This is a genomic window from Flavobacterium sp. LC2016-13 (assembly GCF_009707955.1).
Taxonomy (GTDB): Bacteria; Bacteroidota; Bacteroidia; order Flavobacteriales; family Flavobacteriaceae; genus Flavobacterium.
Map to the genome: position 1 here is coordinate 736,593 of NZ_WMDQ01000001.1, position 15,769 is coordinate 752,361.

At 34.1% G+C, this 15,769-nt stretch carries 12 protein-coding genes; all 12 read left to right on the top strand.

All coding sequences use genetic code 11. From position 1 onward, the window contains the following. The first annotated feature begins 4 nt into the window (after nt 1-4). Entirely contained in the window at nt 5-1,036 is a 1,032-nt protein-coding gene (locus GKZ86_RS03200; RefSeq protein ID WP_133507574.1) for a LacI family DNA-binding transcriptional regulator, read from the top strand. Between the two features lie 178 nt (nt 1,037-1,214). After that, nucleotides 1,215-2,735, top strand: a complete 1,521-nt coding sequence (locus GKZ86_RS03205; RefSeq protein WP_154781659.1) for an MFS transporter — start codon at nt 1,215-1,217, stop codon at nt 2,733-2,735. After that, a complete protein-coding gene (gene pgmB / locus GKZ86_RS03210; protein ID WP_154781660.1) occupies nt 2,728-3,387 on the top strand; it encodes a beta-phosphoglucomutase in 660 nt (219 codons plus the stop codon). Before GKZ86_RS03205 ends, pgmB begins: the two co-directional genes overlap by 8 nt. Nucleotides 3,388-3,430: 43 nt before the next feature. Then, entirely contained in the window at nt 3,431-5,734 is a 2,304-nt protein-coding gene (locus GKZ86_RS03215; protein WP_154781661.1) for a glycoside hydrolase family 65 protein, read from the top strand. A 29-nt stretch (nt 5,735-5,763) separates the two neighbouring features. Further along, nucleotides 5,764-7,878 carry a glycoside hydrolase family 97 protein gene (locus GKZ86_RS03220; protein WP_154781662.1) on the top strand — a complete coding sequence of 705 codons (2,115 nt, stop codon included), beginning with the start codon at nt 5,764-5,766 and terminating at the stop codon, nt 7,876-7,878. An 82-nt stretch (nt 7,879-7,960) separates the two neighbouring features. Beyond that, nucleotides 7,961-8,788, top strand: a complete 828-nt coding sequence (locus GKZ86_RS03225) for a hypothetical protein (RefSeq protein ID WP_154781663.1) — start codon at nt 7,961-7,963, stop codon at nt 8,786-8,788. A gap of 12 nt (nt 8,789-8,800) precedes the next feature. Further along, entirely contained in the window at nt 8,801-9,346 is a 546-nt protein-coding gene (locus GKZ86_RS03230) for a hypothetical protein (RefSeq protein WP_154781664.1), read from the top strand. A 28-nt stretch (nt 9,347-9,374) separates the two neighbouring features. Continuing rightward, a complete protein-coding gene (locus GKZ86_RS03235) occupies nt 9,375-11,249 on the top strand; it encodes a glycoside hydrolase family 13 protein (protein ID WP_154781665.1) in 1,875 nt (624 codons plus the stop codon). Nucleotides 11,250-11,381: 132 nt separating this feature from the next. After that, nucleotides 11,382-12,968, top strand: a complete 1,587-nt coding sequence (locus GKZ86_RS03240; RefSeq protein WP_154781666.1) for an alpha-amylase family glycosyl hydrolase — start codon at nt 11,382-11,384, stop codon at nt 12,966-12,968. 144 nt (nt 12,969-13,112) lie between these two features. Next, nucleotides 13,113-13,790, top strand: a complete 678-nt coding sequence (locus GKZ86_RS03245) for a glycerophosphodiester phosphodiesterase family protein (RefSeq protein ID WP_154781667.1) — start codon at nt 13,113-13,115, stop codon at nt 13,788-13,790. A gap of 117 nt (nt 13,791-13,907) precedes the next feature. Beyond that, a complete protein-coding gene (locus GKZ86_RS03250; RefSeq protein ID WP_154781668.1) occupies nt 13,908-15,116 on the top strand; it encodes an NAD(P)/FAD-dependent oxidoreductase in 1,209 nt (402 codons plus the stop codon). Between the two features lie 4 nt (nt 15,117-15,120). Next, nucleotides 15,121-15,768: an HAD family hydrolase gene (locus GKZ86_RS03255; protein ID WP_154781669.1), complete on the top strand. Its 648-nt coding sequence runs from the start codon at nt 15,121-15,123 to the stop codon at nt 15,766-15,768. Nucleotide 15,769 lies beyond the last annotated feature (1 nt).

The window sequence follows — 15,769 nt, forward strand, 5'->3', positions numbered from 1 at the left end:
TAGTATGAAACGTAAAATAACCTTAAAACAGATTGCAAGAGAACTCGACGTATCAATTTCAACTGTCTCAAAATCATTGAGAAACAGTCTTGAAATTGGAGAAGAAACACGATTAAAAGTGCAGGCTTTTGCAAAGTTTTACAACTATAAGCCAAACAATATTGCCCTTAGTTTAAAAAATCGAAAAACCAAAAGTATTGGTATTATTATTCCGGAAATTGTACATTATTTTTTCTCTACTGTAATCAACGGAATTGAGCAGGTTGCCAACGAAAATGGTTATAGTGTTGTGATTTGTTTATCTGATGATTCTTTCGATAAAGAAGTATTAAATATGGAAATGTTAGCCAACGGAAGCATCGATGGTTTTATCATGTCACTTTCTAAAGAAACTCAATACAAAGGTGATTTTCACCACATTACAGAAGTTATCAATCAAGGAATGCCAGTTGTCATGTTCGACCGTGTAACCAACGATATTTTATGCGACAAAGTTATTATCGATGATAAAGCTGCTGCTTATGAAGCCGTTCAGAGTTTGATTGACAATGGAAGAAAAAAGATTGCCCTCGTAACAACTGTTGATTATGTAAGTGTTGGAAAATTGAGAACTGACGGTTACGAAAAAGCCTTGTTAGACAATGGATTACCTTTTAACGAAGATTTAATCATTAAAATTGAAGATGTAGATACTTGCGAAATCACAATTAGTCAGTTATTACACGATAGAGCTTTTGATGCTGTTTTTGCTGTAAACGAGCTTTTTGCGGTAACAATTATCAAAACTGCATCAAAAATGGGACTTAAAGTTCCTGAAGATTTAGCCGTAATTGCTTTTACTGACGGAATTATCTCAAAATACTCAACACCAAGTATTACAACCGTAAGCCAAAGTGGGGAAAAAATGGGAAATAAAGCTGCTAAAATGCTTATTGAAAGACTGGAAGCTGAACACGATGACGATGAAGAAGAAAATGAAAATTACACGACAGAAGTTATAGAAACGCATCTTATAAAAAGAGAATCTACTGACTAATTTTCTTAAAATCAACATATTCTAAAGCCATAAATAATATTTATGGCTTTTTTGTTAGTATATATCTAAAATTAATTTATACTTTTACGGCCGTCAAAGCTTTTACTTTTACTTCGAAAAAACAGTAAGTTTTGATAAGCATAGCGCTTATCGTCTAATTAATTTTTTAATTACGATAATGGAAAAGCGTAAATTAAGTTTCTGGGAAATTTGGAACATGAGTTTCGGTTTCTTGGGAATACAATTTGGTTTTGCACTGCAAAACGCAAATACTTCAAGAATTTTTGAAACCCTTGGTGCTAAAATAGATGACATTCCAATTTTGTGGATTGCTGCGCCTGTTTCAGGTTTAATAATTCAGCCCGTTATTGGTTATTTCAGCGACAGAACCTGGACTCGTTTAGGCAGACGTCGCCCCTATTTTTTAATTGGAGCCATTTTGTCTTCAATTGCATTATTCGTTATGCCAAACTCTCCAACTTTGTGGATTGCAGCAGGAACTTTGTGGATAATGGATGCTTCGATAAATGTTTCAATGGAACCTTTTCGTGCTTTTGTTGGCGATAAATTACCCGACCACCAACGTGCATTAGGTTTTGTAATGCAGAGTTTTTTCATTGGTACCGGCGCCGTTGTAGGTTCTGTTTTACCTTATCTTTTCACAAATGTTTTTGATGTAAGCAACGTTGCTCCAAAAAGAATTATTCCGGATGCAGTAAAATGGTCTTTTTATATTGGCGGAATTGTTTTCCTGCTTTCTGTTTTATGGACTGTTTTTAAATCAACCGAATATACTCCCGAAGAACTTCATGCATTTGAAGCCAACAGCAAAAAAGGTTTAGATAAAGATGCTCTCAATTCAGAAACAGAATCAGGTGTTACAATTAAAAAACAATTGTTTTTAGGATTAGTCTTTTCTGCTATTGGAGGATTAATTTCATTTCTGATTTTTGAAAATAACCTGGCAAAAGAATTGTATATTTTATTCATCGGATTGATTTTTATGGGCGTTTTATTTGTAATTGCATCTCAATTACGAACTAAAAAAGTTCAGAATGGTTTTACCATAATCATGACCGATTTATTGAATATGCCAAGAACAATGCAAAAATTAGCCTGGGTTCAGTTTTTCTCCTGGTTTGCCCTTTTCTCCATGTGGATCTACACAACTCAAGCTGTTACACAACATATTTTTGGTACCACAGATACAACTTCAAAAGTATATAACGATGCTGCTGACTGGGTTTCTGTTTTATTTACGGTTTATAACGGAGTCGCTGCAGCCGTAGCTTTCTTATTACCCGTTATTGCAAAAAAAGTAGGCGTTAGAGCAACACATTTATTAGCCTTATGTGCTGGAGGTGTTGGTTTAATTTCGATTTATTTTATTGGTGATAAACAAATGCTAATCCTGCCAATGTTAGGCGTTGGTATTGCGTGGGCAAGTATTTTATCAATGCCTTATGCGATGCTTTCCGGAGCTTTACCAGCCGCAAAAATGGGATATTACATGGGAGTTTTTAACTTTTTTGTCGTAATACCACAAATTGTAGCCGCCACAATCTTAGGATTTGTAATTAAACAATTCTTTCACAACGAACCTATTTACGCCTTAATAATTGGAGGTGTATCGATGATATTTGCCGGATTACTTACGCTTAGAGTAAATAGCAGAACTAAAATTGAAATTCATGAATAATAAAAAAGCATTCATCTTCGATCTTGACGGAGTGATCGTTGATACCGCTAAATACCACTTTTTAGCTTGGCAAAAAATTGCAAAAGCATTAAATATAAATTTTACACACGAAAATAACGAATTACTAAAAGGAGTAAGTCGCGTACGTTCGTTAGATATAATTCTTGAATTAGGAAATGTTCAGGCTTCGCAGGAAGACAAAGACAAATGGTTAATTCAAAAAAACGAAGATTATTTATCTTATTTAGTTGACATGGATGAAAGTGAGATTCTTCCAGGAGTTTTTAAAACGCTGCAACTATTAAAAGATAATAATCAAGGAATTGCATTGGGTTCTGCCAGTAAAAATGCAAGACCAATTTTAGAGAAAACAGGAATCATTTCGTATTTCGATGTTATTGTTGACGGAAACGACGTTACCAATGCAAAACCAGATCCTGAAGTTTTCTTAAAAGCGGCTCAATTATTAAACATTGATCCAAAAAATTCAATTGTATTTGAAGATTCTGTTGCCGGAATTCAGGCAGCAAATATTGCAGAAATGGTAAGTGTGGGAATTGGTGAGGAAACAATTTTGCATGAGGCTGATTTCATATTTAAAGATTTCACAGTAATAGATGAAAGCTTTATCGAATCATTAATCACAAAATAATCAATCATAAATCAATCAATCACGAAAAACACTGTAAAAACAAATGAACCAAGATTATATAAAACCAGACAATTGGTCAATTATAGAAGAAGGATTTGATGCCGAGAGAGTAAAATCGTCTGAAAGTCTTTTTAGTATCGGGAACGGTGCTATGGGACAACGCGCCAATTTTGAAGAAACATATTCAGCAGAGACTTTTCAGGGAAGTTACATCGCTGGAATTTATTATCCGGACAAAACAAAAGTAGGCTGGTGGAAAAACGGATATCCGAAATATTTTGCCAAAGTATTAAACGCTCCAAACTGGATAGGAATTGATATCGAAATCAACGAAGAAAATCTTGATTTAAACACTTGTACCGAAGTTAGAAACTTCCGCAGAGAATTGAATATGAAAGAAGGATGGTACAATCGTTCTTTTGAAGCAATTCTAAAAAATGGAACTGAAATCGCGGTTAATGTTCGTCGTTTTCTTTCCTTAGATTTAGACGAAGCCGGAATCATTAAATACGATATTACACCTTTAAACAAAGATGCAAAAATCGTTTACAAACCTTATGTTGACGCAGGTGTAACCAATGAAGATGCAAACTGGGAAGAGAAATTCTGGGAACCACTTGAAGTTAAAAAAGGGACAAACGAAGCTTTTGTAACCGCTCAGACTTTTAAAACGCATTTTAAAGTTACGACTTTCATGCACAATACGATTTTGGCAAATGGTGAGGATATTCATGTTTCGCCATCTACAATTGATTCAACAACTGATAAAGTTCAATACACCTACGGAACTATTATTGCAAAAGGACAAACCTCATCAATTCAAAAAATTGGTGGATATACTGTTTCTTTAAATCATGAAAACACTTTGGCTGCAGCCGAAAAAGTAATAAAATCGGCAGTAAATTCAGGATACGATGCTTTACTTCAAAATCAAATTGAAGCTTGGGCAAAAATTTGGGAAATGTCAGATATTACCATTGATGGCGACGTTAAAGCACAACAAGGAATTCGTTTCAATATCTTTCAATTAAACCAAACGTATTTAGGAAAAGACAGTCGATTAAACATTGGGCCAAAAGGATTTACCGGAGAAAAATACGGCGGATCTACTTATTGGGACACTGAAGCCTATTGTATTCCGTTTTACATGGCAACAAAAGATCAGCAAGTTGCACGTAATTTATTGACATACCGTTTCAATCAATTAGATAAGGCGATTGAAAATGCAAAGGACAATTTAGGTTTCAAAAACGGTGCAGCATTGTACCCAATGGTAACCATGAATGGAGAAGAATGCCACAACGAATGGGAAATCACACACGAAGAAATTCACAGAAATGGTGCGATTGCTTTTGCAATTTATAATTATTACCGTTTTACCGGAGATTACTCATATATTCCTGAAAAAGGGCTTGAAGTTTTAATTGGTATTGCACGTTTCTGGCACCAAAGAGCTTCTTTCTCAAAAGAGAAAAATCAGTATGTAATTCTTGGAGTTACAGGTCCAAACGAATACGAAAACAACATCAACAATAATTTCTACACCAATTATATTGCAAAATGGTGTATCGATTTTGCCGCAGATCAAATCAATAAAGTAGCGCTGGAATATCCTGCAGATCACAAACGTATTTTAGAAAAAGTAAATCTTGCTGCTGCTGAAATTCAGGAATGGAAAAAAGTAGCTAATGATATGTATTTTCCAACTTCAAAAGAATTAGGAATTTATCTGCAGCAAGACGGTTTCTTAGACAAAGATTTAGTTCCTGTAAAAGATTTAGATCGTTCACAACGCCCAATTAACCAAAAATGGTCTTGGGATCGTGTTTTACGTTCTCCCTATATTAAACAAGCCGATGTTTTACAGTGCTTCTATTTCTTCGAAGATCATTTTTCAAGAGAAGAATTAGAAAGAAACTTTGATTTTTATGAATCATTTACCGTTCATGAAAGTTCACTTTCGCCTTGTGTACACTCTATTCAGGCTGCCGTTTTAGACAAAATGGATATGGCTTATACTTTCTACTTAAGAACTTCTCGTCTGGATTTGGACGATTATAATAAAGAAGTTGAAGAAGGTTGTCACATTACGTCAATGGCCGGAACCTGGATGAGTATTGTTGAAGGTTTTGGCGGAATGCGTGTTAAAAATGATCAATTACATTTTTCTCCAAAAATTCCAAAAGAATGGAAAGGTTACTCTTTCAAGATAAACTTTAGAAATCAAATTCTAAAAGTTGATGTAAATCATAATGAAACCAATTTTACTGTAGATAGTGATCAAGATTTAACAATTGTAGTGAATGGAAATTCTATAATTGCAAGTAAATTTGTACAAATAAATTAAATTACAATACCCTTAAAAAACTAAAAAACATGAAAAACTTATTTTTCGCAAGTTTAATCTTGTTTGCTTTTAGCTCTATTGCAGAAGCGCAACAATTAAAATCACCCGAAGGCAAGTTCGTAATGGAATTTTCTCTTCAAAACGACGGAACTCCAACTTACAATTTAAAATACAAAAACAAAGAAGTTGTAAAAACCAGTAAATTAGGTCTTGAACTTAAAGATGATAAAAAATCTTTATTGAATGACTTTACAGTTGTTGATACGAAAACATCCACTTTTGATGAAACCTGGAAACCGGTTTGGGGAGAAGTAGACAACATTAGAAATCATTATAATGAATTGGCTGTAACTTTAAACCAAAAAGGAACAGACAGACAAATCATTATCCGTTTCCGTTTATTTGAAGACGGACTTGGATTTAGATATGAATTTCCAGCTCAAAAGAATCTTACTTATTTCGTAATCAAAGAAGAAAGAACACAATTTGCAATGGCGGGCGACCACACTGCATTTTGGATTCCGGGAGATTATGACACACAGGAATACGATTATACAAAATCGAAATTATCTGAAATTAGAGGTTTATCTGAAAAAGCATATACAGCGAACGTTTCTCAAAAATCTTTTTCACCAACAGGAGTTCAGACTTCTTTGATGTTAAAAACAAACGATGGAATCTATATCAACTTACACGAAGCTGCTTTGATCAACTATTCTTGTATGCACTTGAATTTAGATGATAAAAACATGACTTTCACATCTTGGTTAACACCAGATGCAAAAGGAGACAAAGGATATATGCAAGCGCCAAGTCACTCTCCTTGGAGAACAATTATGGTAAGTGATGACGCGAGAGAAATCTTAGCTTCAAAAATGACTTTAAACTTAAATGATCCATCAAAAATTGATGATACGTCTTGGATTAAGCCAGTAAAATACGTTGGTGTTTGGTGGGAAATGATTACAGGAAAAAGTACTTGGTCATACACAAATGATTTTCCAACAGTTCAATTAGGAGTTTCTGATTTCTCAAAAGCAAAACCAAGCGGAACTCACGGCGCAAACAATGCTAACGTAAAAAAATACATTGATTTTGCTGCTGCAAATGGTTTCGACGCTGTTTTGGTTGAAGGATGGAATGAAGGTTGGGAAGACTGGTTTGGTCACTCAAAAGATTATGTATTTGATTTCGTAACGCCTTATCCGGATTTTGATGTAAAAGGTTTGCACGAATATGCAAAATCTAAAGGAATCAAAATTATCATGCACCACGAAACTTCAGGTTCTGTTCGTAACTACGAGCGCCATATGGACAAGGCATACAAATTCATGAAAGACAACGGATATGATGCTGTAAAAAGCGGTTACGTTGGAGATATTTTACCTCGCGGTGAAAATCATTACGATCAATGGATTGTAAACCATTACCAATATGCAATTGAAAAAGCAGCAGATTATAAAATTATGGTGAATGCTCACGAAGCAGTTCGTCCAACAGGAATTTGCAGAACTTATCCTAACTTAATTGGAAACGAAGCTGCAAGAGGAACAGAATATCAAGCTTTTGGAGGTTCAAAACCAAATCACGTTACTGTTTTACCATTTACACGTTTAATTGGAGGTCCAATGGATTACACGCCTGGAATCTTCGAAATGAATATCAGCAAAATGAATCCTGATAACAAATCGCATGTAAACAGTACAATTGCAAATCAATTGGCGTTATACGTTACAATGTACAGCCCATTACAAATGGCAGCAGATACTCCGGATAACTACAATCGTTTTCCAGATGCATTCCAATTTATTAAAGATGTTGCTGTAGATTGGTCAGAAAGTAAATATATCGAGGCTGAGCCAGGCGATTTTATTACTGTTGCACGTAAAGCAAAAGGAACAAACAATTGGTTCGTTGGAAACGTAAACGGAGAAACTTCCCGTACTTCAAACATCGATTTCAGTTTCCTTGAAAAAGGTAAAAAATACACGGCAACAATTTATGCAGATGCAAAAGATGCGCATTACAAAACGAATCCGCAAGCTTACACAATCAAGAAAATTACTGTAACAAGCAAATCAAAATTATCGCAGTTATCTGCTCCGGGCGGAGGATATGCAATAAGCGTTATTGAAACCAAATAACACCCTAAAAAGACAAGTAATTATCCCCAGAATTGCTTGTCTTTTTTTTAAATTGCAGAAAACATTTCCTAACCCAATTAACATGAAATATATCACAGGTTTCTTTTTAAGTCTTTTATTGATTTCCTGCAATCAAAAAAAAGAATCAGTTGTTGCAAAAGATGATGAAAATAAAAAATCAGATACTTTAGAAAAAATTGATATTGATAAAACACTTTATTCTGTTTATGATTTATCCAGAAAAACAACTGCAATTGTAGTCAATTTAAATGAAGAAGGAACTTATAAGGGAGCTGAATTTGACAAAACCTTTAATGACGTAAATGCTAAAGATTCCTTATTCAATGTTGTGGAAAATCCCAAAACTCATAAAATGAGAAACTTTGAATATTATGACACATTAGGAACATACAAACTAATTAGAAACAAAACGCTTGAAAACCAGATTAAAAAAATCATCCAGACCAGTTATTATGTTTATGGAACAAAAGGTTTTTCAAAAATAACAATAAACAACGTTGTTTGTGGACTTGATGAATGTCGTACAAACATTATTGCTTTTCCAATTGAGAATTTTGATGTGGCTAAAAATGGAAAACCAATTTTTTGTTCCAAACAACTGCTGGCAATAAATTATCAAAATAGCTATTTTGATATTCAAAAAAAAGTACGTGATTATGATGATCAGCAAAGCAAAAATTATGATTATAAAGACAATATCAAAACAAAGATATTTGCCAATCTTGGCGATGCCTATTTTTCCTATAATGATGATTTTATGTGGGGGAAAGATCATGGAAAAAGCAAATGTGACTTTCCGGGAAGAGCAATATATATTGTAACAAAGAATAAACCAATAACAAAATTCTGGGTTGACGGTTTAGATTTATTTGGGATTCCATGTGATTAAAAATTAGAAATCATGAAAAACTTATTTATAATTACTATTCTGAATTTATTGCTTTTAAGCTGCACTAAAAAAGAGAACGTCTTTGATTCATTTGACTATTCTTATGGAGATACATTCAGTGAACTCTATTCTATCAAATTTACTCAATCTGATACTGTCTACGTTCGATACCATTGGATTGGAAGAAATATTGATGATACTACTTCTGTTACAAAAGAAAATACAAACTATTACGGAATTTTAAATTCCGAAGAAAGACTGAAACTTTTTGACTACATAGAGAAAGTAAATCTTTTTAATTATAAATCTGAATACTTTGAGAATTATTCCGACGGAAGTAGCTATGGAATAAACATAAAAAAAAATTCCAAAAGCAAAACTGTTTTTGTTCATAGTCACAAAGCTCCAAAAGAAATTGATTCAATCTCACATTGGATTGGCAGAATAAAAACAAATTTAAAACTTAAGGAAATCCAAAAAAATGTAAATTTTGAAAGTTCAAAAGGAGTTTTACCTCCGCCTCCTCCACCTCCTCCAATCAAAAACATTAACAACTAATTCTTCAAGAATTTTTAAAATACAAACTATGAAAAACCTTAAAACATCGCTTATAAATCATTCGATCTATAAATTAATACTTTTGGTTTTGTTGTTTTCCGCTTCCGCGAAAGCGCAAATCCAGAAAGTAGAACCGCCATTTTGGTACGCAGGAATGAAAAATCCGGAATTGCAGATTATGTTTTACGGAAAAAATATTTCACAATATGAAACTTCGGTTTCAAACAATGTGGTAATTAAACATGTAGAAAAAACAGAAAATCCAAACTATCTTTTCGTAACCATTGATACGCAAAACTTAAAAACTTCTGAATTGGTTTTCTCTTTCAAAAACAAAAATAAAGTCGCTTTTACGCAAAAATATTCGCTTAAAGAAAGAAGAGCAAATTCTGCAGACAGAAAAAGTTACGATGCATCAGATATGATTTATTTAATCATGCCAGATCGTTTTGCTAACGGAAATACTAAAAACGACAGCGATCCTGTTCTAACTGAAAAAGGAAACCGTCAAGATCCAAGCGGACGTCACGGTGGAGATATCGAAGGAATCATCAAAAACTTAGATTATATTTCGTCTCTTGGTGCAACCACAATCTGGAGCACGCCTTTATGCGAAGACAACGACAAACAGCATTCGTATCATACATACGGACAATCGGACGTTTACAAAATTGATCCGCGTTACGGAACTAATGATGATTACGCTCGTTTGTCGGCAGAAATGCACAAAAAGAACCTAAAACTGGTTATGGATTATGTGACCAATCACTGGGGAATTACACACTGGATGATGAAAGATATTCCAACCAAAACATGGTTCAATCAGTTCGAAACTTTCACGCAAACACACCACCGTCGTGAAGTAATTACAGATATTCACGCTTCAAAAATAGATCAGGAAGTTTGTGTTGACGGATGGTTTGTGCCTTCAATGCCAGATTTAAATTTAAGAAATCCCCTTGTTGCCAAATACTTAACTCAAAATGCTATTTGGTGGATCGAATATGCAAATCTTGACGGTTTCAGAGTTGACACTTATAATTATTCTGACCAAACAGCGATGGCAAATTGGGCAAAATCAATTACAAATGAATACCCAAACTTTAATATCGTTGGAGAAATCTGGATGCACAATCAGGCGAATTTAGCCTATTGGCAAAAAGACAGTAAAATTGGCGCGATCGAAAACTACAATTCGAATTTGCCAAGTGTAATGGATTTTACGCTTCAAAGTCAGATAACTTCTGCTTTCAACGAAAATGAACCAAGCTGGGACAACGGATTGATTAAATTCTACAACAATTTTGCGATGGATTTTTTATATCCAAACACCAATAATATTTTGGTTTTTGCTGAAAATCATGACACAGACCGTATGAACGATAAGTTCAAATATGATTTACCAAAATACAAGCTGGCGATGACTTTATTGGCAACAATTCGCGGAATTCCACAAGTTTATTACGGTTCAGAAATTGGAATGGGCGGTGATAAAGGCAAAGGCGGTGATGCCGATATTCGTCAGGATTTTCCAGGCGGATGGGCAGGCGATAAAAACAATGCTTTTACAGCAGCAGGAAGAACGGCAGAGCAAGCAGGTTATTTTGATTTCACTTCAAAATTATTCAACTGGAGAAAATCGAATGAAGCCGTTCATTTCGGAAAAATGACGCATTATATTCCTGAAAATAATACGTATGTGTATTTCAGATATACTGATGCTAAAACCGTAATGGTAGTTTTCAATAACAATGCAAAAGAGCAAGTTGTAAAAACAAATCGTTTTAAAGAAAACATTAAAAACTTTAAATCAGGAAAAGATGTTTTGACTGGAAAAACATTCGATTTAACTACTGAAATTACTTTAGAACCAAAATCAGCTCTAGTTTTAGAATTGGAATAAATTTTTAAACACATAATTTCCGCCACGAATTCACGAATATTATAAAACAATAATTTGTGAATTCGTGGCGGTTTTTTGAATTATATGCTTTCCTTTCTTTATCTTTAATATTCTGGCTCAAAATCAGTTTCAATGAATAAAGAAGACACTTCGAAAACACCTTTCGTTTGGGAAGGCGCAAATATTTATTTTTTACTTACCGATCGTTTTTACAATGGCAATCCTAAAGATGTAAACTTTAACCGAACCAAAACTCCGGGAAAATTACGTGGTTTTGAAGGTGGAGATATCATTGGAATTATTAAAAAAATCGACGAAGGTTATTTTGATAAACTAGGAATAAATGCCATTTGGCTTACGCCGATTGTAGAGCAAATTCACGATAGCGTTGATGAAGGAACCGGGCTTACTTATGGCTATCACGGTTATTGGGCAAGAGACTGGACGGCTTTAGATCCTAATTTCGGAACCAAAGAAGATTTGGCCAATCTGGTTAAAAAAGCACACGAAAAAGGCATCAGAATTATTCTTGACGGTGTTATAAATCATACCGGACCAGTAACTCCCGAAGATCCTATTTGGCCCGAAGATTGGGTAAGAACAGGTGTTGTCTGCGATTATAAATCATTTGAAAATACGACAATGTGTACGTTGGTCGATAATCTTCCGGACGTGAGAACCGAAAGTAATCAGGAAGTAGCATTGCCCTCTTTTTTAATCGAAAAATGGAAAAACGAAGGTCGGTATGAAAAAGAAATTGCTTCGTTAGACGAATTCTTCAAAAGAACAAATTACCCAAGAACTCCAAAATATTACATCATAAAATGGCTAACCGATTATATTGTAGAATTTGGAATTGATGCTTACCGGGCTGATACCGTAAAACATACTGATGAAGATGTTTGGGCAGATTTTAAAAAAGAATGTGACTACGCTTTTGAAACCTGGAAAAAACATCATCCTTTACAAGTCCTGGATCAAAATCCATTTTACACGATTGCCGAAGTTTACGGTTACGGAATCAGCGGCGGACAATATTATGATTTTGGAGACAGAAAAGTAAATTATTTTGAGAATGGTTTTAACAACATGATCAATTTTGAATTTAAATTGGATGTCCAAAATGATTATGAATTTATATTTTCGAAATATTCAGTAAAACTTCAAAATGAATTGAAAGGTTATAGCATTCTTAATTATGTAACCTCGCACGATGATCCTGATCCTTTTGATGCGCATCGAAACAGAACATTTGAATCTGGAACCAAATTATTGCTTTCGCCCGGAATATCACAAGTCTATTATGGAGACGAATCTGGTCGTTCGCTAATAATTGAAGGTACAGAAGGCGATGCCACTTTACGATCTTTTATGAATTGGGATGACATTCAAAATAATTCGGAAACCAAAAAAATACTTTTGCATTGGCAGAAATTAGGTCAATTTAGACGAAATCATCCAGCCATTGGAGCAGGAAAACACGTTATGATTTCTGAAAAACCATATATTTTCTCCAGAAGTTATACTAATGGAAATTATAGTGATGAAGTCATAGTTGGCTTAGATTTGGGAATAGGAATAAAAGAGCTTTTGGTTGATTCTATCTTTAAAGATGGTACAAAATTAATAGATGCTTTCTCCGGAAAAGAAACAGAAGTTGAAAACGGAAAAGCAGTCATCGACTCTGAATTCGGACTTGTTTTATTGGAGATTAACTAACCTCAAAGTTTTTTGCCACGAATTTCTCGAATTATCACGAATATAATTAGTCCAAATTCGTGAAATTTGTGGCAAAACTTTTTTAATAAATCAATAGCGTACTTTGCGTAAAACTTTGCGACCTTTGCGGTTAAACTTCACAAAATGCTGAAAATTGCTCATCGCGGTGCCAGAGGATACGAGCCCGAGAATACTTTAAAATCGTTTCAGAGAGCCTTAGACTTAAATGCTGATGGAATTGAACTCGACGTTCACTTAAGTACTGACGGACATATTATTGTAATTCACGATGAAACTATCGATAGAACAACGAACGGAAAAGGCTTTGTAAATACTTTTTCTTTATCTGAATTGAAATCATTTTTGATTGATGAAAAATATCAGATACCAACTTTAAACGAGGTTTTTGATTTGGTTGACAAAAAATGTCTGATCAATGTCGAATTAAAAGGTTTAGGAACTGCGGGTAAAGTTGTCACCTTAATTGAAGAATATATTACTCACAAAAACTGGAATTACGAAAATTTCATTGTTTCGAGTTTTGATTGGACTTCTTTAGAAGAAGTTCATAATCTAAATTCAAATATTGCAATTGGAGTTTTAACAGAAGAAGATATCGATACCGCTTTGTCTTTCGCCAATTTAATAAAAGCACGTGCAATTAATCCTGATTATATTTTATTAAATCAGGAAAACACCAAAGAAATGCAAGAACAAGGATTTCTCGTTTTTCCCTGGACAGTAAATACACCAGAAGACATTCAAAAAATAAAAAGTTACAACGTAGACGGAATCATTTCTGATTTTCCGGATAAACTATAACGTTTAAAATTTCAACCACAGATTAAAAGGATTTTAAAATCTGTGTAAATCTTTTTAATCTGTGGCAAGTAAAAAAAATTAGTGCCAATTCGTGTAATTCGTGGCAAAAAATAAAATATGATCAAAAATTTCGATATAATCATTGTTGGCGGAGGCGCTGCAGGTTTTTTTACAGCGATTAATATTGCAGAGAAAAATCCAAAACTAAAAATTGCCATTTTAGAAAGAGGAAAAGAAGTACTTTCTAAAGTGCGTGTTTCCGGTGGAGGAAGATGCAATGTTACGCACGCATGTTTTGAACCAAATGAACTGGTCAAATTTTATCCAAGAGGCGAAAAAGAGCTTCGTGGTCCTTTTCATCAATTTTGTTCCGGAGATACAATAGAATGGTTTGAAAAACATGGTGTCGAATTAAAAATAGAAGATGACGGAAGAATGTTTCCTGTCTCTAATTCATCACAAACTATTATCGATTGTTTCTTAGAAGCAACCGGAAAATTAGGTATAAAAGTATTGACAGGTCAAAGCGTACAATCGATTTTTAAAGCCGAAAATCATTGGAAAATTGATACTCAAGACGAAAACTACGCTACAGAAAAATTAGTTCTTGCTACAGGAAGTAATCCGAAAATTTGGGAAATGTTACAAACACAAGGACACGCCATTGTTAGCCCTGTTCCTTCCCTATTTACTTTCAACATCAAAGATTCCCGTATAAAAGAATTACCCGGCGTTGCAGCACAAGTTACTGTAAACGTAAAAGATACTAAGTTAGAATCGACCGGACCTTTGTTAATCACGCATTGGGGAATGAGTGGTCCGGCGATTTTAAAACTTTCGGCTTGGGGCGCACATACTTTATTCGATAAAAATTATCAGTTTACCATTTTCGTAAATTGGTTAAATGATGTTGATACTGAAGATGCCGAAAAAATCCTGAAAGATTTAAAACAAGAGCATGCTAAAAAAGCCGTTTCAAAAAAATCTCCTTTTGATTTTCCAAATCGTTTATGGGAAAGTTTAGTTTTGGCTTCAGGAATTGATACCGAAACAAAATGGGCAGATTTATCTAAAATTCAATTGCAGAATTTAGCTTTACAGCTTACAAAAGCCAAATTTCAGGTCAACGGAAAAAGTACGTTTAAAGAAGAATTTGTAACCGCAGGCGGAATTGATTTAAAAGAAATCAACTTTAAAACCATGGAAAGCAAATTACATCAAAACCTTTATTTTGCCGGAGAAATTGTTAATATCGATGCGATTACGGGAGGTTTTAATTTTCAAAATGCCTGGACAAGCGGGTTTATTTTGGCGAATAATATTTAATAGAATGAAATTTAAAGGAATTATTTTTGATTTAGACGGAACGTTGGTAAATTCATTAGAAGATATTTCAGACGCAATGAATACGGTACTTACAAGTCTAAATTATCCAACTCATACTTACGATACGTATCAATATTTTATAGGAAGTGGTTTGCGTAATTTAGTAAGCAAAGCTTTGCCCGCATCAAATAATACAGAAATTGAAGTCGAAAACTGTTTCAATGCTATGGTTATTGAGTATCGTGAAGTTTGCACGCTTAAAACAAAACCTTATAACGGCATTGTCGAGTTATTAGATAACTTGACTTCTCAAAATATCAAGCTCGCGGTTTTCTCAAATAAAGCCGATGAACTTACCAAAAAAATAGCTGCAGAAATATTTCCTGATTATTTTGATTCTGCAGTTGGTTTAAGCACTGAAGCCCTTAAAAAACCAAATCCCTTTGAAGCAATAGAAATAAGCAAAAACTGGAATATAAAACCTGAAGAAATCCTCTTTGTCGGAGATTCTGATATTGATATGCAGACCGCAATAAATGCAAATATGTTTCCGGTTGGAGTTTCATGGGGTTACCGAACAGAAGAAGAATTAAAAGCTAGTGGTGCGAAAGTGGTTATAAATTCTCCCTTGGATTTGATTGAGGTTTTATAAA

Excerpts from the sequence above, each read along its gene's own strand:
- GKZ86_RS03245 (WP_154781667.1), top strand. The coding sequence starts at position 13,113 with ATGCTGAAAATTGCTCATCGCGGTGCCAGAGGATACGAGCCCGAGAAT.
- GKZ86_RS03225 (WP_154781663.1), top strand. The coding sequence starts at position 7,961 with ATGAAATATATCACAGGTTTCTTTTTAAGTCTTTTATTGATTTCCTGC.
- GKZ86_RS03220 (WP_154781662.1), top strand. The coding sequence starts at position 5,764 with ATGAAAAACTTATTTTTCGCAAGTTTAATCTTGTTTGCTTTTAGCTCT.
- GKZ86_RS03250 (WP_154781668.1), top strand. The coding sequence starts at position 13,908 with ATGATCAAAAATTTCGATATAATCATTGTTGGCGGAGGCGCTGCAGGT.
- GKZ86_RS03235 (WP_154781665.1), top strand. The coding sequence starts at position 9,375 with ATGAAAAACCTTAAAACATCGCTTATAAATCATTCGATCTATAAATTA.
- GKZ86_RS03230 (WP_154781664.1), top strand. The coding sequence starts at position 8,801 with ATGAAAAACTTATTTATAATTACTATTCTGAATTTATTGCTTTTAAGC.
- GKZ86_RS03200 (WP_133507574.1), top strand. The coding sequence starts at position 5 with ATGAAACGTAAAATAACCTTAAAACAGATTGCAAGAGAACTCGACGTA.
- pgmB (WP_154781660.1), top strand. The coding sequence starts at position 2,728 with ATGAATAATAAAAAAGCATTCATCTTCGATCTTGACGGAGTGATCGTT.
- GKZ86_RS03215 (WP_154781661.1), top strand. The coding sequence starts at position 3,431 with ATGAACCAAGATTATATAAAACCAGACAATTGGTCAATTATAGAAGAA.
- GKZ86_RS03255 (WP_154781669.1), top strand. The coding sequence starts at position 15,121 with ATGAAATTTAAAGGAATTATTTTTGATTTAGACGGAACGTTGGTAAAT.
- GKZ86_RS03205 (WP_154781659.1), top strand. The coding sequence starts at position 1,215 with ATGGAAAAGCGTAAATTAAGTTTCTGGGAAATTTGGAACATGAGTTTC.
- GKZ86_RS03240 (WP_154781666.1), top strand. The coding sequence starts at position 11,382 with ATGAATAAAGAAGACACTTCGAAAACACCTTTCGTTTGGGAAGGCGCA.